Origin of the sequence: Bacillus cereus group sp. BfR-BA-01441 (assembly GCF_022663075.1) — a bacterium.
Lineage (GTDB): Bacteria > Bacillota > Bacilli > Bacillales > Bacillaceae_G > Bacillus_A > Bacillus_A cereus.
Genome location: NZ_JAKUEU010000011.1, coordinates 76,228 through 95,491, shown reverse-complemented (window position 1 = coordinate 95,491; position 19,264 = coordinate 76,228). Strand labels below are relative to the sequence as shown.

The window sequence follows — 19,264 nt, the reverse complement described above, 5'->3', positions numbered from 1 at the left end:
GAACAGAAGAAAGTAGAAGAACAGAAGGAAGCGGAGTAACTGCTTTAGTGAAACAGCCAGAAAACAAGAATGTGGTGTAAGAGAGAGTGAACGAATAAGCAAGACTAGTAATATTTATACGAGTGTGAGGGAACGTTAGCCCTCACCTCTTTGTTTTTCTTTTTTCTTATAGTATTAAATGATTTGAGTGTGAAAAAAGTTGTAAATTATCATTTTTTTCTGAAAAGTCTAAAAAATATTGAGAAATAAAAATAACTGAAAATATTAATAAATATGTGTTGTGTTTATATAGAGTTGTTCGTTATAATGAACATAAGGTTTTTAAAAAAGAACACATATTAGCTAAGCTAATATAGTTTTCTTTACATCTCTTATTGAAAAATAAGTGATAAAAATATAAAAAAAGCTAGGGGGAATTGATTGTGAGTCTGAAAAAGAAATTAGGTATGGGAGTTGCATCAGCAGCATTGGGGTTAGCTTTAATTGGTGGAGGAACATTTGCATTCTTTAGCGATAAAGAAGTATCAAACAATACATTTGCAGCTGGGACGTTAGACCTTACATTAAACCCTAAGACGCTTGTAGATATTAAAGATTTAAAACCAGGGGATTCTGTTAAGAAAGAGTTCTTATTACAAAACAGCGGTTCGTTAACTATTAAAGATGTTAAATTAGCAACAAAGTATACTGTTAAAGATGCAAAAGGTGATAATGCTGGTGAAGACTTTGGTAAGCACGTTAAAGTAAAATTCCTTTGGAACTGGGATAAACAAAGTGAGCCTGTATACGAAACAACTTTAGCAGACTTACAAAAAGCTGATCCAGACCTTTTAGCTAAAGACATCTTTGCTCCTGAGTGGGGAGAAAAAGGTGGATTAGAAGCTGGCACAGAGGATTATCTATGGGTACAATTTGTATTCGAAGATAATGGTCAAGACCAAAATATCTTCCAAGGTGACTCATTGAATTTAGAATGGACATTCAATGCTAACCAAGAAGCTGGGGAAGAAAGATAATAAAAAAGCGGGTATTCCCGCTTTTTTTTATAAAGAAAAAGAAGTGCTGGTTGTAAGCACTTCTTTCTATTATTATTTTTGATTTTGCTTCCACTTTGTAAATTCAAGAAATTCACGAAATTGTTCTTTGGAGACACCAGAGTTCATTGCATCTTTAACGAGTTGTGTCCATTCGGAGTCTAGGTTAGTTTCCTTTGTTGTTTCATCATGAAGTAAAGTATCAACTGGAATTTGTAGAACTGCTGCGATCTTTTCAAGAAACTGAATGGAAGGGTTTTTTTGTAAATTTCGTTCTATAGAACTAATGTAAGATTTAGCAACGCCAGCTTTTTCGGCAAGTTCAGTTAATGAAATACCTTTTTGTAAACGAAGGCGTTTTATACGTTCTCCAATCATATTTGCGCACCTTTCTATCAATATGTAGTTGTCTTATGATGTCATTATTATAACATAAACTTCGTTAAAAAGAACAAACCTATTGAGCCTGACTGGATGGCTTCATACGTTGGAAAAATTGCTCGATGTCTTGCATGGCGATACCAGCATCTAGAGCTTCAAGTATTAAATCAATCCATTCTTGATCCAGTGCGTCTGTCTTATCTTTGTACAAATGTAATTCCTCCCTAATTATCGGTCATAATTGCTGCTACAGAATACATGATAATGAAATCCGATTTTGTGTTTTATATAGTGAATTATCAAATATTGTGTAGATGAAACAAAGATAAAATCCCCATTAAACTCCCTCTATGGAAATTATAAATTGTTCGATAAAAACTTTCAATATTTTCAGAAAACATTGTTGAATTGTGATATATTCGTATGCTAACTATGAAATTTTTACAAATATATTAAAAAAATTACAGAATGTGACTAAATATTGAAAAAATATTGAATTTTTAATAAAATTCAATTTGTAATACATATTAGTTATTAGGGGAGGAAATATGGGATGAACAAGAAACCGTTCAAAGTTTTGTCATCAATCGCTTTGACAGCTGTATTAGGCCTTTCATTCGGAGTTGGCACTCAATCTGCATATGCTGAAACGCCTGCGAATAAAACAGCTACGAGCCCAGTTGATGATCACTTAATTCCGGAAGAACGTTTAGCAGATGCGCTAAAAAAACGTGGGGTAATTGATTCGTCAGCTTCAGAGACAGAAACAAAGAAAGCAGTCGAAAAGTATGTAGAGAACAAAAAGGGTGAAAATCCTGGAAAAGAAGCAGCGAATGGGGACCAACTTACGAAAGATGCATCTGACTTTTTAAAGAAAGTGAAAGATGCGAAAGCAGACACGAAAGAAAAATTAAATCAACCAGCAACAGGCACACCTGCAGCGACAGGTCCAGTTAAAGGCGGTCTAAATGGTAAAGTACCAACTTCTCCAGCGAAACAAAAAGACTATAACGGTGAAGTTCGTAAAGACAAAGTACTCGTTTTACTTGTAGAGTACGCTGACTTTAAACATAATAATATCGACAAAGAGCCTGGATATATGTATTCTAACGATTTTAATAAAGAACATTATGAAAAAATGTTATTCGGCAACGAGCCATTCACATTAGATGATGGAAGTAAAATTGAAACGTTTAAACAATATTACGAAGAGCAATCTGGTGGTAGTTACACAGTGGACGGAACAGTTACAAAATGGTTAACAGTTCCTGGTAAAGCTGCTGATTACGGTGCAGATGCTGCTAGCGGCGGCCATGATAATAAAGGACCAAAAGGGCCACGTGATTTAGTAAAAGATGCATTAAAAGCAGCTGTAGATAGTGGTATTGATTTATCAGAGTTCGACCAATTTGATCAATATGATGTAAATGGTGATGGAAATAAAAATCAACCAGACGGTTTAATCGATCACTTAATGATTATTCATGCGGGTGTTGGACAAGAAGCAGGCGGTGGTAAATTAGGCGATGATGCAATTTGGTCGCACCGTTGGACAGTTGGACCAAAGCCATTCCCAATTGAAGGTACACAAGCGAAAGTACCATATTGGGGTGGAAAGATGGCAGCATTCGACTACACAATTGAACCAGAAGATGGAGCAGTTGGTGTATTCGCACATGAATATGGTCATGATTTAGGTCTTCCAGATGAGTACGATACACAATATAGTGGTCAAGGTGAGCCGATTGAAGCTTGGTCTATTATGAGTGGCGGAAGCTGGGCTGGTAAAATCGCTGGAACGACGCCAACGAGTTTCTCACCACAAAATAAAGAGTTTTTCCAAAAAACAATCGGTGGTAACTGGGCAAATATCGTAGAAGTAGATTACGAGAAATTAAATAAAGGTATCGGTCTAGCGACATATTTGGATCAAAGTGTTACGAAATCAGCAAGACCAGGTATGATCCGTGTTAACTTACCAGATAAAGATGTTAAAACAATTGAGCCAGCATTTGGTAAACAATATTATTACAGCACAAAAGGTGACGATCTTCATACGAAGATGGAAACACCGTTGTTCGATTTAACGAATGCAACGAATGCAAAATTTGATTTCAAGTCATTATATGAGATTGAAGCAGGTTATGATTTTCTTGAAGTACACGCTGTAACAGAAGATGGTCAACAAACGTTAATTGAAAGACTTGGTGAGAAAGCAAATAGTGGAAATGCAGATTCGACAAATGGAAAATGGATTGACAAATCATATGATTTAAGTCAATTCAAAGGCAAGAAAGTAAAATTAACATTTGATTACATTACTGATGGTGGTTTAGCATTAAATGGATTCGCTCTTGATAATGCTTCATTAACAGTAGATGGTAAAGTAGTATTCTCTGATGACGCAGAAGGTACACCACAATTAAAATTAGATGGTTTCGCTGTTTCTAACGGAACAGAGAAGAAAAGCCATAACTACTATGTTGAGTGGAGAAACTATGCTGGGGCAGATAACGCGTTGAAATTTGCTCGCGGTCCAGTATTTAACACTGGTATGGTTGTATGGTATGCAGATTCAGCTTATACAGATAACTGGGTTGGTGTACATCCAGGACACGGTTTCCTTGGTGTAGTTGATTCTCATCCAGAAGCAATTGTTGGTACTTTAAATGGTAAACCGACAGTTAAGAGTAGTACACGATTCCAAATCGCTGATGCAGCGTTCTCATTCGACAAAACGCCAGCTTGGAAAGTCGTATCTCCAACGCGTGGAACATTTACGTATGATGGCTTAGCAGGCGTACCGAAGTTTGATGATTCTAAAACGTATATTAATCAACAGATTCCAGATGCAGGACGTATTTTACCGAAGCTTGGTCTGAAGTTTGAAGTAGTAGGACAAGCTGATGATAATTCTGCAGGTGCTGTTCGTTTATATCGTTAATACTGTAAAACTACCGGGAGATTTTCTTTCGGTAGTTTTTTTGTGAGCAATGAATTTTATATAGCTGAAAAAGTCATATATAATGTAACCTTAAGAATAGAAATTTGTTATATATGAAGTCTATATAAATAATGAAAGAATTGGATAAAAATAGTGGGAGAAGGTGAGTGAATGAGTATTTCCTCTATTGTAAGTAGGCAAAAGGAATATTTTTTAAAAGGGCATACGAGAAGCATCGAAATGAGAAAGAATAATTTGAAGAAGCTTTATGAAGGCATTCAGCGTTTTGAAGAAGAAATATTTCAGGCATTGAAATTAGATTTAAATAAGTCAGTTCACGAGTCGTTTACAACGGAGGTTGGATATGTATTAAAAGAAATTTCCTTTCAATTGAAACATATGTCATCGTGGAGTAAACCGAAACGAGTTCGAACAGCGCTTACTCATTTTGGATCAAAAGGAAAAGTAGTGCCAGAACCGTATGGTGTGACGCTTATTATTGCACCGTGGAACTATCCTTTTCAATTAGCAATTGCACCACTTGTAGGAGCACTGGCAGCTGGAAATACAATCGTTTTAAAGCCATCAGAGTTAACACCAAGCGTTTCAAAAGTGCTTAAGAGAATGTTAGATGAATTATTCCCAGAAGAGCTTGTAGCGGTAGTAGAAGGTGGCGTTGAAGAGAGTACATCTTTGCTGAAGGAACCGTTTGATTATATTTTCTTTACTGGTAGTGTTGGCGTTGGAAAAGTTGTAATGGAAGCAGCAGCGAAGCAGTTGACGCCGCTCACTTTAGAACTTGGCGGGAAAAGTCCTTGTATTGTACATAAAGATGCAAAGATAGAGATGACAGCAAGAAGAATTGTTTGGGGTAAGTTTTTAAATGCAGGGCAGACGTGTGTAGCGCCTGATTATATGTACGTGCATTCTTCCGTGAAAGAAAAGCTAATTGAGGCACTGCGACATGAAATTACAGAGCAGTATAGTAAAGAACCTTTGCAAAATGAAAATTATGTGCGTATTGTAAGTGAGCGTCATTTTGAACGATTATGTGGATTTTTACAAGATGGTCAAGTCGTAATTGGTGGAAACTATAAGAAAGATACATTACATATTGAACCGACAGTACTAGCGGATATTACATGGAAAGATACTGTTATGGAAGATGAAATTTTTGGTCCGATTTTACCAATCATAGAGTACGACAACATAGAAGATGTAATTGGCAAAATCCAGCAACATCCGAAGCCGTTAGCGTTATATGTATTTTCTGAAGATAAAGAAGTACAAAAGAAAGTGACGAGTAATATTTCATATGGTGGAGGCTGTATTAATGATGTTGTCTATCATCTTGCCACGCCATATTTACCTTTTGGGGGTGTTGGAAGTAGTGGATTAGGGGGTTATCATGGGAAAGAAAGTTTTCGGACTTTTTCACATTATAAAAGCATTTTAGCCCAATCTACAGCATTCGACATGAAAATTCGTTACTCTTCTACAAAAAGTGCTTTAAAATTTATACGAAAGTTGTTAAAATGATGATGGTGTTTATCAGTAGGCGTAGCCGTATGATAATAGCCCCTTCGCAATGGAAGGGGTTTTTCTGTTCGACGTTATGTATCATGCGAAAATGAATCAAACATACTACATAAAGAATAGAAACGAACGCTTGTTAAATAACCATTTTTGTTTGGATCGAAACAAAAAATAGTCTATAGAACATAAATATTTATTCATGAATATAAAAATTTAAAATTTAAGGTAGATAGGACGGGAAAATGAAAAAGATTATTAAAGTTGAAGCAGTTGAAAAACATTTTGGAAATCAAGTGATTATCCCACCTCTTTCTTTAGATATTAAAGAGGGAGAGTTTTTGACAATTTTAGGGCCGAGTGGCTGCGGGAAAACGACTTTACTTCGTATGATCGCAGGATTTGAAACTCCAACTAAAGGGAATCTTTTATTAGATGATGAAAGAATTAACGATTTGCCGCCATATAAGCGTCATATGAACCTAGTGTTCCAACATTACGCACTATTCCCACATATGACAGTAGAGAAGAATATTTGTTTTGGTATGAAAATGCAGAAAGTATCAGCAGCAGAGCAGAAAGAGCGTGCTGAAGAGGCAATGCGTTTAACGCAGTTACTTGAGTTCCGTAATCGTAAACCTGCGAAGCTTTCTGGTGGACAACAGCAGCGTGTTGCAATTGCAAGAGCGATTGTAAATAATCCGCGTGTATTACTATTAGATGAGCCACTTGGAGCGCTTGACTTTAAGTTACGAAAAGACTTGCAACGTGAATTGAAAAACTTACAACGTAATTTAGGAATTACGTTCATATACGTAACGCACGATCAAGAAGAAGCAATGAGCATGAGCGATCGTATTGTCGTTATGAATAAAGGACATATCGAACAAATCGGAACGCCGAAAGAAATTTATAATAAGCCGAAAACATTGTTCGTTGCGACATTCATCGGTGAAAATAATATTGTGAAGAACGGGGAAGGCTATGTAGCAATTCGCCCTGAAAATGTAAAAGTACGTTCGGTTGAAGAACCAATTTTAAAAGAATACCATCTTGGACATATTGAAGATATTGAGTTTGTCGGAAATATGGAGAAGCTTTATGTACGTGATGAGAAAACATCAGAATTACTAATGGCATATCAAACTGCTGAAGAGGCAGCGCAGTGGAGCATTGGAGATAATGTATATGTAGGCTGGGAGCAAGAGGACGAGGTGACCTTAAATTGAAAAAAGGGAAATTACTCGCACTACCTACAGTCGCGTGGCTGCTAATTTTCTTCCTAATCCCGCTCGTATTCGTATTAGGATTCGCCTTCATGCAGCGCGGAGCTTACGGGACAGTAGAAATGCAATTTACGCTGGAGAATATATCCCGTGTATTTGATCCATTGTACTTAGGAACGTTATGGGAAACTGTTAAGATCGCAGTTATTACAACAGTAATATGTTTATTAATTGGTTATCCGTTTGCGTATACAATTACAATTGTTGACCGCAAATACCGCTCTATTCTTTTATTATTGGCAACGATCCCGTTTTGGATTAACTTTCTTGTTCGTTCATACGCATGGATTGTTATTTTACGTTCACAAGGTCTTGTGAATACGTTGTTATTAAAGCTTGGCATTATTAGTGAACCGTTAAATTTATTATATAATACTCCTTCTGTAATACTCGGAATGGTCTATTCTTTATTACCATTTATGATTTTACCAGTGTATGCAGCAATTGAGCAGCTGGATAAGCGTAAGCTAGAAGCGGCTTATGATTTAGGAGCAACACCAATAAAGGCATTTTGGAATATAACAGTGCCGATGACGATGTCAGGAATTGCGACTGGTTCTATTTTAGTATTCGTTTCTTCTATCGGAATGTTTGTTGTATCAGACGTGATGGGCGGATCGAAAGTAGCATTAATCGGAAACGTTATTCAAAATCAATTCTTAGGTGCACGTGACTGGCCGTTTGGATCTGCGTTATCGATTATCGTTGTTCTATTCTCTGTTCTGTTAATTTACTTATATTATCGTGCAACGAAAGTATATAAATATAATGAGAACGGAGGGGAATAGGCAAAGATGAAGAAGTTTTTAGTTTCTTATTCTTGGTTAATTTTGTTATTCTTGTATTTTCCAATGATGGTTTTAATGGTCTATTCTTTCAACGACTCTCGCATTAATGCGGAGTGGGAAGGTTTTACATTCCATTGGTATACAGATTTATTTCAAAAACAAGATGTTATTGATGCATTTGTAAATAGTATTACGATTGCAGTTATAACAACGATTGTGACAACGGTACTTGGTGTATTCTTTGCAATTGCTTTACATCGTTATAAATATCGTTTCGAAGGGGCTATTAATGGCCTTGTATATTTACCAATTTTAATTCCTGATATTTTAATGGGATTATCTTTACTAATTCTTTTCAGTCAGTTAGGAATGGAACTTGGACAAACAACGATTATTATTGCACATATTACATTTAGCATTTCGTTTGTTGTTGTTATTTTAGCTGCGCGTCTTTCAAGTATGGGACGTGACTTAGAAGAAGCTGCAAATGATCTAGGAGCAACGCCTTGGCAAACGTTTCGTTATGTAACGTTCCCAGCAATTGCACCGGGAGTTATTTCGGCAGCATTATTAACATTCACATTATCAATTGATGATTTTGTAATTAGTTTCTTCGTATCAGGACCAGGATCAACAACATTGCCACTATACATTTACAGTATGGTTAAGCGCGGAGTATCACCAGAAATTAATGCTCTTTCTACAATTTTAATTGTTGCTATCGTAGGATTAATGGTTCTATCTGAAATCTTCCGAAACAAAGGTGCAGATGGTGAAGAAAACTCTGGAGGACACCTTCCTTTATAATACGAACGATATAGAAAGTACAAGGGGGTAATAAACCGATGAAATTAATGAAAAGAATAGCTGGCGCAGCAATTAGCTTTAGCCTTGTTGCTGGTGTGCTTGCTGGTTGTGGTGAAAAGAAAGAAGAATTAAATATTTATAGTTGGGCTGACAATTTTGATGAGCAAGTGCTAAAAGATTTTGAAAAGAAGTATAATGTGAAAATTAACTATGACAAGTACGCAAGTAATGAAGAAATGCTTGCGAAATTACAAGCTGGTGGCGCAAAGTATGACTTAATTCAGCCGTCGGATTACATGGTTAAAACAATGGCGAAAATGGACTTATTAGCGCCGTTAGATAAAAAGAATATCCCGAATATCGAAAATATGGTTTCTAATTTTAAAACACCTGCGTTTGATCCAGAGAATAAATATTCTTTAGTGTACACTTGGGGTGTAACAGGGATTGCATACAATAAAAAGTATGTGAAAGAAGCACCTACAAGCTGGGCGGACTTATGGAATGAGAAATATAAAGGACATGTAACGTTACTGAACGATTCTCGTGAAGTATTAGGAGTGGGTCTTAAGAAGCACGGGTTCTCAAACAGTACGAAAGACGATGCACAATTAAAGACAGCAGCAGATGATTTAAAGAAGCTGCTTCCAAACTTATTAGCATTTGATACAGATAACATTAAACAAAAATTCATTACAGAAGATGCTTGGATCGGAACAGTTTGGTCTGGAGATGCAGCATTTATCGCAAAAGATAATAAAGATGTAGAATATGTTGTACCAAAAGAAGGCGGCACAATTTGGGCTGATACGTTAGCAATTCCAAAAGGTGCAAAACATAAAGAGCTTGCTGAGAAATTTATGAACTACTTACTAGATGAAAAAGTAAGTGTGAAAAACTACGAGTCGATTGGTTACAGTAATCCAAATGAAAAAGCTCATCCTCTTCATAGTAAAGAATACCGTGATAATCACATGATTTTCTTAACGAAAGAAGAGTTAGATCGTACAGAATGGCTTGTTGATGTAGACGATAAGTTAAAAGACTATGATCGTTACTGGACAGAGCTAAAAACAAAAGGTAAATAAGCAAGGAAATGCGGTTTCTAAAGTAGAAATCGCATTTTTTCATAGTAGGAGGAAATCGTTTGAAGAAGAAGTTACATCAGTATGAGGTAATGTGTATCGGTTTGTTATTTGCTGTATTTGGTATTGTTGCTTGGCGCGTACATGCAGGTGGCGTTACAGTGATGGATACATATGTCCGTGGATTAGTAAGAGGGCTACAAACGGAAAGTTCTCTTACATTTTTCTCGTACTTTACAAAATTGGGATCAGCAATTGGGATAGTCGCTACGCTCGTTATAAGTTTGCTTGTTTTTTGGAAGAAGCGTTATTATGCTGCGATGATTGTATATCCAATGGGAATTTTAATAACACATCTTGTGAATAAAGGGATAAAAGAGATTGTAAAGAGAGAACGTCCGTCATTAAATGAAGCGCTAGATGCACTTGGATATAGTTTTCCTAGTGGACATGCAATGCTATCAATTATGACATTTGGATTTCTTACTTATATCATTGCTGCTAATTTGAAAAGCGTAGCTGGGAAATGTGTCACAACGATTTTGATGGGTATAGTAATTCTATCGATTGGATTAAGTAGAGTCATTTTAAATGTACATTACCCAACTGATATTTTAGCTGGTTACTGCGTAGGTGGTATTTTGTTAATTATCGCGATTTACTACCATCGTTTACTTACTGAGAGATTAGGGCTTAATAAAGAGAGATAGAAAAACGTCTGGAAAAACTATTATTATAGTTTTTCCAGACGTTTTTTGTTTATATCAAGATGTGATACAGTATAAGTGACAATTGAATTATGTAAAGTAGGTGAAAATGTGTGAAGACAAATGTACATAAAGTTGATAAGTGGGGGAAGTTAGGAGCCTTTTTGTATCAGTTTCGTTATACAGTAATTGTAGCGTTACTGTTGCTCGCAATCGCACTTGGGATTTTTGCTCCAAAGCTACCGGGAGTATTAGGTGGTGACGGTTTCCAAACCGAAGGCGACTATCAAAAAACGAAAGAAATTTTAGATAAAGATTTTAAGAAGTCTCAAGATACGCTGCTGCTCGTTTTTGAGAAAAATAAAGATGCTTCGCATGAGGAATTTAAAAAGCGAATAAATGAAATTGTAAAGAATGTTCAAGAGAAAGAGAACTATGAATCTTTCCATCACCCAATCCAAAATAAAGAAATGCTACAAGATGACATCGGCTATGCGACAATTTTATTTTCCGGGAAAACAAATAAGGAACGAATGGAAAAGACATTACAATTTGCTGATGAGATTGAGAAAGAAAGTAATATAGCATTAAAAGTAACACCTACAGGGTTTCCGAAAATTAATAAAGAGATTAATGAAAGAACGCAAAATGATTTAAAAGTAGCAGAGATGATTGGATTACCAATTGCGTTTCTTGTATTACTATTTTCGTTTGGTAGTCTTTTGGCATCAATTTTACCGATTTTGAATGGGGCGCTTAGTGTTATTAGTACGATGGGTATATTGTATTTCATCGGTGTTGATAAAGAACTATCTATTTTCGTGTTAAACGTTGCACCGATGATTGGACTTGCATTATCTATTGATTTTGCGCTATTATTTGTGAACCGTTTTCGAGAGGAAGTTACTAAACGAACGGTAAAAGAAGCGATAGCAATTACATATCAAACGGCAGGACGTGCGATTGTATTTTCAGGATTATGCGTATTTGTTGGGTTATCCGGTTTGTTTTTCTTTAAGATAGATTATATTCAATCTGTCGCGATTAGCGGAATGATTGTTGTCATTATGAGTATTTTATTCTCACTCACACTTCTTCCAGCACTATTATCGTTAATCGGTAAAAGAATATTAAAAAAGAATCAAGTAGCACATACGCCGGCAAAAGCATGGCGTAAATTTGCAAAATTTGTGATGAAACATCCAATTGCAATGATTATTGTTGTTACAACATTTATTGTTATTTGCTTATTACCGTTACGTACAGCTAATTTGCAGTTCCCTGGTGTTGAAGCTTTACCTGAAAAGAGTGATACAAGGATTGCATATGAAAAGTATGAAGAAGCATTTAATGAAACTGTCAAAACACACGCTGATGTTACGTTAGTTGTAGAGACGAAAAAAGATATGAAAGAAAAAGAAAGTCTACAAAAGATAGAAGAAGTCGTTCAAAAGTTAAAAGGTGATAAGAAAGTACATGAAGTAAGAAGTTTATACGACGGGTTAACTGGAATGAAAGCAGATCAAGTTGTTGGAATGTTGCAGTCGCCAGAATCAGCGAAACTAACTCCTGTATTTGAAGCATACACGCAAGGGAATAAGACGACGATAGAAATATTTTTGAAAACAAAACCACGTACAGAGACTGCAAAACAGTGGGTACGTGACTTTAAAAAGAACTATAAAGAAACGGATGTTACGTATTATCTAGGCGGAATGACGACGTTTCAACAAGAATTAGAAGATGAAATTAAAGATAAAGTTGTAATTGGTATGTCTGTTATATTTGGATCGACCTTTGTTATATTATTATTTGCATTCCGATCTATACTCATTCCAATTAAGGCAATTGTTATGAATATACTTAGTTTAAGTGCAACCATTGGAATTGTTGTTTGGTTATTTGAAGGTGGTCATTTCGGTTTAGAAGCAAGTCCGGTTCTGTTTGTCTTACCAATCTTCATTTTTGGCCTCGTATTTGGGCTTAGTATGGATTATGAAGTATTTCTTATTTCACGTATTCATGAGCTCTATGAAGAAACAGGAGATAACGATCAAGCAACGTTAGAAGGGCTCGTTTCAACAAGTAGAATCATTACATCAGCTGCTTTAATAATGATTGTTGTAACTGGTGCATTCGCATTTACTGATATTTTACCAGTAAAGCAGATGGGTCTTGGCGTTGCATTAGCAATATTTCTTGATGCAACAATTATTCGTCTTATGCTCGTACCAAGCTTAATGAAGTTATTTGGAGACTGGAACTGGTGGTTACCATTTCGAAAAAAACGAGAAAAATCATCGTAAAAAATGCTCATCAATATGATGAGCATTTTTTATGAATAGCAAAGCCTACATTTTGCAAATAGTATGTGATAAGAACATTACATAATAAGTAGGTGAAGGCAATGTTTCGTTATTTTAAGTTTAAGTTAAATGATACAGTACAGTTTGCCGAGAACGATGGGCATATGTATCGCATTGTCGGTTATCGGTTAGAAAAAGGATTTTATCCAAAAGATGAATGGACTCATATCATTTATGAACTACTTAGAGAATTTGACGGGTATACGATGGATGCAGAAGAGGAAGAACTTGTAAAGGTCGTTCAAGTAGAGGATGAGTATTACAAAATACAAGAAGTATCAGGTTATCGCTATCCAGTAAAAATGAAACAAAAACAACAAGTGATGAAAATAGAAAAGATGGACGATTTATTAGATGCTTACAATGATTATAAAAGGTTGGCGGATTTCTTTAAGGATTTATCGTATGAACAAAAAGCTGAAGAAGTATTGTTAGAAATGAAAAGACTTAGAGCTTGAGGGGCAGTCTATTATAAGACTGTCCTCTATTTTTGACGGTGCATCAAAGTGTGTTTTCCGTTACAATGAGAGAATCAATAGAAATAAGGTGATAAACAGTATGGAAACAAACAAAAAGGGTGAATGGTGTGAAATTACCGTTCCAGCTAAATGGAATGGTATAAGTATTGAATCGGTATTAAAAGTAGAATGGGAAATACCGAAAAAGCTATTACATCAGCTTCGTATGGAAAAAGGTGTTACGGTTAACGGGGAACAAAGAAGATGGAATGAGCTTTTAAAAGAGAACGATAAGTTACAAGTCCATATGTTTGCGGAGGAAGAGTACGGTGTAGATCCAGAATATGGTGAATTACATGTAGTATACGAAGATGATCACGTACTTATCGTAAATAAACCAGAGCAAATGGACACACACCCTGCTGAAAAAGGTGGAACCGGGACGCTTGCAAATCTTGTTGCTTTTCATTTTCAAATGCAAGGTTTAGAGACGAAGGTGCGTCATATTCATCGTTTAGATAAAGATACGACAGGTGGTGTCGTGTTTGCTAAGCATAGAATTGCTGGTTCAATTATGGATCGCTTATTAATGGAAAGAAAAATTAAAAGAACGTACGCAGCGCTCGTTGAAGGGAAAGTAAAGAAGAAACAAGGAAAGATTGATGCTGCTATCGGAAGGGATCGCCATCATGCTACAAGGCGTCGTATTTCTCCAAAAGGTGACCAAGCTATCACATATTATAAAGTAGAAAAGTATTTTAAGAAGCAAAACACGACTCTCGTAACGTTACAATTAGAAACGGGTAGAACACATCAAATTCGTGTTCATATGAGTCATAATGGTAATCCATTAGTTGGGGATGTATTATATGGTGGACAAACAAAATATATGTCCAGTCAAGCATTGCATGCGATGAAGATACATTTCTTGCATCCAATTACGAAAGAAGCGATTGAAGTTGATGTGCCGTTTCCTACAAAGTTAAATAATAAAATAAAAGAATTTCAAAAAGAAAATGCGTAAAGTATAAGTTTTAACTTGAAAAAAGTAGATTTTTGCAGGGATTTCTCTAAAAGAAGCGAAGCCGTTAAGAGAAAAGAGAGGTGAGAATCACTTGATTAAATATAAGTATGTACTGGGAATATTTTTCGCTTGTCTTTTACTTACTCTATTTCTCTATCCCTATTTACCAAATCGTATGGCAGTACATTGGAATGTAAATGGTCAGCCAAACGAGTTTATGAGTAAACAAGTCGTTGTAGCATTTATTCCCTGTTTTATTATTTTTTCATATGGATTTTTGTATATTATTTCACATAATATATTTAAGTTTAATGAAAGAGAGCATGGTATTATAGGCGGATTTATAAAGAAAATTACGTTATTTATGTTGTTTATTCATACGCTTATCCTCTTTATTAATTTTGGGGATTTGATATCCTTTCAAACAGGATTAACGATTGGGATTAGTATGTTTCTTTTTATGCTGAGTAAAGAATTTAAGAAAATAAAAGGCAAAGAAAAAGAAAAAGATCCAATTAAATTACAAAAAATTTGTTTAGTGAGTAGACGGATTTTTCAAGTGATGGCATGTGGCATATTGTTTTCATTGTTTTTGAACTTAGAGTGGGGATTTTATGTATTGCTTAGTGTAATAAGCTGTGGATCTATGTTGTTTATGTTATATATTTTCTATTCATACATAATAGAAAGCTATGGAACTTAAAAAAGAGTCTTCTCATTATGAGAAGACTCTTTTAATCTATTTACTTCGTAATAAATTGTTGTGTCCAGTAGTTGCCGCTTTCTACATAACCAACACCGATGTGAGTGAAGCCGTTATTTAAGATGTTTGCACGGTGTCCAGCGCTGTTCATCCAAGCTTGTACTACTTCTTCAGGTGTACGTTGACCTTGAGCGATGTTTTCACCTGCAGATGTATAAGAAATACCAAATTTCTTCATCATGTCAAACGGAGACCCGTATGTAGGGCTGTTATGATCAAAGTAGTTGTTTTTTTGCATATCTTCAGACTTAATACGTGCTACTTTGCTTAATTCAGTATCGATTTTTAGTGCTGGTAAGCCTTGTTTTGCACGCTCAGCGTTTGTTAATTCAACAACACGTTGTTCAAACTCGCTTAAAGATTTTGCTTCTTCAGCAGGCTTTTGCTCAGCTGGTTTTTGTTCAGCAGGTTTTTGAGTATTGTTGTTTTCAGCAGGCTTTTGAGCTTCTGGTTTTTGAACTTCTTCAGCAGGCTTTTGCTCGGCAGGTTTTTGCTCAACTGGCTTTTGAGTTTCTGGCTTAGCTGTTGGTTGCTCAGTTACAACATTTTCAGTAGGTTGTTGACCAGGAATGAAGCAGTTTGGTTGGAAGTTTCCTTGTTGCCATTGTGCTAATGATTCAACTCCCATAGATTGTAAGAATGCTTGTAATTCTTGTTGGCTCATTTGTTTCATCATTACTTTTGAATGCTGAATATTTTGAACCTTTACATTAGATGGTTGTACTGTTGCAGCTTGTGCATCTAGAGAAGATACTCCTAAAGTAAGAGCTGTTGCAGCAGCTACAGATAATAAAACACGCTTTTTCATGATGTGTGTCCCCCTATATAAAGTTTTAATTTGTTTTCACACGATTTGTTTTTGACAGCCTGTCTGACTGACAAATTCATCGTAGCATACAATTTGCGAGAAAAAAGATGGAAAAAAATTCATAGACTTTAAAATTACCTAATTTATCCTAAGAGAAGAAGGGAGCAAAAATAAGAGAAATATAGAGTATAAAAGGAATTTATAGTGTTTTTATACTTGGTTTTAAGAGGGTGTTTTTGGATAAAGTTACCTAAATAGAAAATGAAGAATCCTATTGTATCAATGGTTTGAACGTTTTTTTGAGGAATATAATGGATTGATTTTTACAAAACTGTAATGTTTCTGTTGTTCTTTTTTATAATAAAGTAACATATTTTTAATGTTGTAGCAGACAAAAAAGCGGCTATCTCTTTACATAGACGAAGGAGATAGCCGTTTTCCTATTATTACGTATGTTACGAGTTAGTTTCAATTGCTTCTAATAATAAATCCACAATGTGAATTTCTCTCATTTTATGAGAAAGCCCTTCTCGCTCAATACCCAATTTCATTTGTAATAAACAACCTGGATTTGCAGTAACAATGGTTGCTGCTTCTGTTTCATGCACACGGTCCATTTTGTAATCTAGAAATTCCATTGATAACTCTGAATGAACAATATTGTAAATACCAGCAGAGCCACAGCAGCGGTCGGCATCTTTCATTTCTCGATATGTTGCACCTTGGATAGCCTCTAGTAACATACGAGGTTCAGAAGATGTGCGCATAACATTGCGTAAATGACAAGAGTCTTGATACGTAATAACTTGCGGCGTGAGTCGTAAGTCAGTTCGCTTATGGAAGTCTAGTTCTACTAGTATAGCAGTAATATCTTTAATTTTAGAAACAAACTGCTTAGCACGTTCAGCCCAATCCGGATCATCTTTTAAAAGATAATCATAGTCTACGAGATAAGCCCCGCAACCACCTGCATTCGTAATAATATAGTCGATGTTTAAATCTTCGAATGCTTTTATATTTCGCTTTGCTAATTCTTTTGCTCCACTCTTTTCACCAGCATGTCCATGCAATGCACCGCAGCAACTTTGTGTTTTTGGAATAACGATATCACAACCAGCTAATTGAAGAAGTTTCATCGTTGCGTTATTTGTTTCTAAAAACATCGTATCCATTAAGCAGCCTGTGAAGAATGCAACTTGTTTTTTCTTTGTACTTTCTGCAGGTAAAAATGAAGGACGATCTTTCATGGCTTTCATTTTAGGGACTTTTGGTAAAACGAGATCCATCGTTGCAAGTGTTTCAGGGAATAACTTCATAATCCCTGTTTTATGTGTTAGCGTTTGTAAACCAGAACGTTGATAAAATCCGATTAGTCCAGTTAATGTTCTCATTCGATTTTGATGGGGGAATAATCCTTCAAAAACAACTTTTCGAACAGCTTTTACTGGCACTGAGAATTTTTTATTTTGATTAATAATATCACGAGCTTCTTCTAATAAATGTCCATAATTTACACCAGATGGACAAACAGGTTCACAAGCACGGCAACCAAGACAAACGTTTAATGTATGTTCAACATCTTCATCTGGTTCGATTAAACCATCAACGACTGCTTTCATTAATGCGATACGTCCGCGTGGTGAATGTGACTCTTTATATCCGGATTGAATGTAGGTAGGACAAGTAGGTAAACAAAAACCGCATCGCATACAGTTTAGTAATTCATCTTCACTTAATCGTTCTTTAAATTCTTTTTGAATATTTTCTTTATTTAATGTGGTCATTGCTCAACCACCACTCTTTTTCGAGTGTCTTTCGCGAACATTTTTCCAGGATTCATAATGTTATTTGGATCGAAAGCTTGCTTTATTCCTTGCATAGCTGCAATACCTTCTTTACCTAATTTCATTTCTAAATATGGAGCTTTCATTGCACCAACACCATGTTCACCAGTAATTGTGCCACCAAGTTCAATTGCTTTCGCAAATATTTCAGCAAAAGCTTGTTCAGCTCGGTGCATTTCTTCTGCATTACGAGCGTCTGTCATACAAGTTGGATGTAAATTACCATCACCAGCGTGTCCAAACGTACAAATAGGAATATTATATTTTTTTGCAATGGCATTAATAGCTTCAACCATCGGAGCGATTTGTGAACGTGGTACAGTCGCATCTTCTAATATTGTAGTAGGTTTTAATCGTGCGAGCGCTGATAGAGCACTACGGCGAGCGGTACGAAGCGCATCTGCTTCTGTTTCGTCTTTTGCAATGCGAACATCAACTGCATTCATAGAGCGGCAAACATTAGCCATGTTTTCAATATCTCGATTGACTACTTCGGGAGGGCCGTCTTGTTCAATTAATAAAATTGCTTTTACATCTGTAGGTAAACCGATTTGCGCAAACTCTTCTACTACTTCAATTGTCGGTTGGTCTAAAAACTCCAGTGTTGCTGGAATGATTTTATTTGCAATAATAGAAGAAACAGCACGTGCAGCTTCATTAATATCTTCATATAGTGCAAGCATTGTTTTCTTTGTTTCAGGCATAGGAACAAGTTTTAATATAGCTTCTGTTACCACGCCAAGTGTTCCTTCAGAACCGATAAATAAACGAGTTAAATCGTAACCAGCTACATCTTTTGCTAATTTACCACCAGTGCGAATAATATCGCCATTTGGTAAGACAAGTTCAAGCCCCATTACATAATCACGTGTTACGCCGTATTTCAAACCGCGTAATCCACCTGAGTTTTCATTAATATTACCGCCGATGGTAGAAATTTTCATCGAGCTTGGATCTGGTGGATAAAATAAACCTTTTTCTTCTACCGCTTTAATAATATCAAGTGTAATGACACCAGCTTGTACAGTAATTGTTAAGTTTTCTTCATCAATTTCTAAAATATTGTTCATATGGCGGAAAATAAGGACGATACCGCCTTCAAGTGGACATGTTCCTGCGCAAAGATTTGTTCCAGACCCGCGCACATACACAGGAATTTTGTGAGTGTTACATACCTTTAACACTTCAGCTACTTCATTTGTATTACGAGGAGCAATGACTGCATCAGGCATTGCTTGGAAGTTTGGAGTGGCATCATAACTATAAGTTAAACGCCCCATATTGGATGTATCTACATTATCTTCGCCAACAATAGATACGAATGAATGAATAATTTGTTTTTCTAACATTGGAAATCCCCCTCAAACTGTTAACGTGTTTAGTTATAATAAACAACGTGGTAACAGTGCTTTCATTATAATGATAAAAAAGTCGAG

At 35.8% G+C, this 19,264-nt stretch carries 17 protein-coding genes; 12 read left to right on the top strand and 5 right to left on the bottom strand.

Annotated features, from left to right (window positions below; all coding sequences use genetic code 11):
* Window positions 1-422 precede the first annotated feature (422 nt).
* Window positions 423-1,016, top strand: a complete 594-nt coding sequence (calY, locus tag MR107_RS07650; RefSeq protein ID WP_071741057.1) for a biofilm matrix protein CalY — start codon at window positions 423-425, stop codon at window positions 1,014-1,016.
* Window positions 1,017-1,088: 72 nt separating this feature from the next.
* On the opposite strand, the gene MR107_RS07645 is transcribed toward calY, so the two are convergent.
* Complete coding sequence (locus MR107_RS07645; protein WP_000578885.1) at window positions 1,089-1,412, bottom strand: helix-turn-helix domain-containing protein; 324 nt, start codon at window positions 1,410-1,412, stop codon at window positions 1,089-1,091.
* Window positions 1,413-1,491: 79 nt separating this feature from the next.
* Window positions 1,492-1,626, bottom strand: a complete 135-nt coding sequence (locus MR107_RS07640; RefSeq protein WP_000276219.1) for an anti-repressor SinI family protein — start codon at window positions 1,624-1,626, stop codon at window positions 1,492-1,494.
* 342 nt (window positions 1,627-1,968) lie between these two features.
* Here MR107_RS07640 and inhA1 point away from each other — a divergent pair, with 342 nt between their 5' ends.
* The 11 genes from inhA1 to MR107_RS07585 all read left to right on the top strand — a co-directional run bounded on the left by inhA1 (window position 1,969) and on the right by MR107_RS07585 (window position 15,116).
* Window positions 1,969-4,359, top strand: coding sequence for a M6 family metalloprotease immune inhibitor InhA1 (gene inhA1, locus MR107_RS07635; protein WP_071741058.1), 2,391 nt, complete (start codon window positions 1,969-1,971; stop codon window positions 4,357-4,359).
* Between the two features lie 171 nt (window positions 4,360-4,530).
* Window positions 4,531-5,898, top strand: a complete 1,368-nt coding sequence (locus MR107_RS07630; RefSeq protein ID WP_071741059.1) for an aldehyde dehydrogenase — start codon at window positions 4,531-4,533, stop codon at window positions 5,896-5,898.
* 239 nt (window positions 5,899-6,137) lie between these two features.
* Window positions 6,138-7,121 (top strand): spermidine/putrescine ABC transporter ATP-binding protein PotA, encoded by a 984-nt coding sequence (potA, locus tag MR107_RS07625; protein WP_000720333.1) that lies wholly within the window; start codon window positions 6,138-6,140, stop codon window positions 7,119-7,121.
* Window positions 7,118-7,966 (top strand): spermidine/putrescine ABC transporter permease PotB, encoded by an 849-nt coding sequence (gene potB / locus MR107_RS07620; RefSeq protein ID WP_000715500.1) that lies wholly within the window; start codon window positions 7,118-7,120, stop codon window positions 7,964-7,966. The genes potA and potB overlap by 4 nt, the downstream gene beginning before the upstream one ends.
* A 6-nt stretch (window positions 7,967-7,972) precedes the next feature.
* Complete coding sequence (potC, locus tag MR107_RS07615; RefSeq protein ID WP_000714192.1) at window positions 7,973-8,773, top strand: spermidine/putrescine ABC transporter permease PotC; 801 nt, start codon at window positions 7,973-7,975, stop codon at window positions 8,771-8,773.
* A gap of 38 nt (window positions 8,774-8,811) precedes the next feature.
* Window positions 8,812-9,861: a spermidine/putrescine ABC transporter substrate-binding protein PotD gene (potD, locus tag MR107_RS07610; protein ID WP_000772485.1), complete on the top strand. Its 1,050-nt coding sequence runs from the start codon at window positions 8,812-8,814 to the stop codon at window positions 9,859-9,861.
* A gap of 59 nt (window positions 9,862-9,920) precedes the next feature.
* Complete coding sequence (locus MR107_RS07605; protein WP_000727792.1) at window positions 9,921-10,568, top strand: phosphatase PAP2 family protein; 648 nt, start codon at window positions 9,921-9,923, stop codon at window positions 10,566-10,568.
* Between the two features lie 110 nt (window positions 10,569-10,678).
* Window positions 10,679-12,871: an MMPL family transporter gene (locus tag MR107_RS07600; RefSeq protein ID WP_071741060.1), complete on the top strand. Its 2,193-nt coding sequence runs from the start codon at window positions 10,679-10,681 to the stop codon at window positions 12,869-12,871.
* 101 nt (window positions 12,872-12,972) lie between these two features.
* Window positions 12,973-13,389, top strand: coding sequence for a hypothetical protein (locus MR107_RS07595; protein ID WP_000490301.1), 417 nt, complete (start codon window positions 12,973-12,975; stop codon window positions 13,387-13,389).
* A gap of 100 nt (window positions 13,390-13,489) precedes the next feature.
* On the top strand, window positions 13,490-14,413 hold the full coding sequence (locus MR107_RS07590) for an RluA family pseudouridine synthase (RefSeq protein WP_088345348.1): 924 nt from the start codon (window positions 13,490-13,492) through the stop codon (window positions 14,411-14,413).
* 91 nt (window positions 14,414-14,504) lie between these two features.
* A complete protein-coding gene (locus MR107_RS07585) occupies window positions 14,505-15,116 on the top strand; it encodes a DUF1648 domain-containing protein (RefSeq protein WP_071741062.1) in 612 nt (203 codons plus the stop codon).
* A 40-nt stretch (window positions 15,117-15,156) separates the two neighbouring features.
* On the opposite strand, the gene MR107_RS07580 is transcribed toward MR107_RS07585, so the two are convergent.
* The 3 genes from MR107_RS07580 to glcD form a co-directional block, all read right to left on the bottom strand.
* Complete coding sequence (locus MR107_RS07580) at window positions 15,157-15,984, bottom strand: CAP domain-containing protein (RefSeq protein ID WP_000747596.1); 828 nt, start codon at window positions 15,982-15,984, stop codon at window positions 15,157-15,159.
* A gap of 455 nt (window positions 15,985-16,439) precedes the next feature.
* Window positions 16,440-17,768, bottom strand: coding sequence for a (Fe-S)-binding protein (locus tag MR107_RS07575; RefSeq protein ID WP_242292222.1), 1,329 nt, complete (start codon window positions 17,766-17,768; stop codon window positions 16,440-16,442).
* Window positions 17,765-19,177 (bottom strand): glycolate oxidase subunit GlcD, encoded by a 1,413-nt coding sequence (glcD, locus tag MR107_RS07570; protein WP_000890755.1) that lies wholly within the window; start codon window positions 19,175-19,177, stop codon window positions 17,765-17,767. The genes MR107_RS07575 and glcD overlap by 4 nt, the downstream gene beginning before the upstream one ends.
* Between the last annotated feature and the right edge of the window lie 87 nt (window positions 19,178-19,264).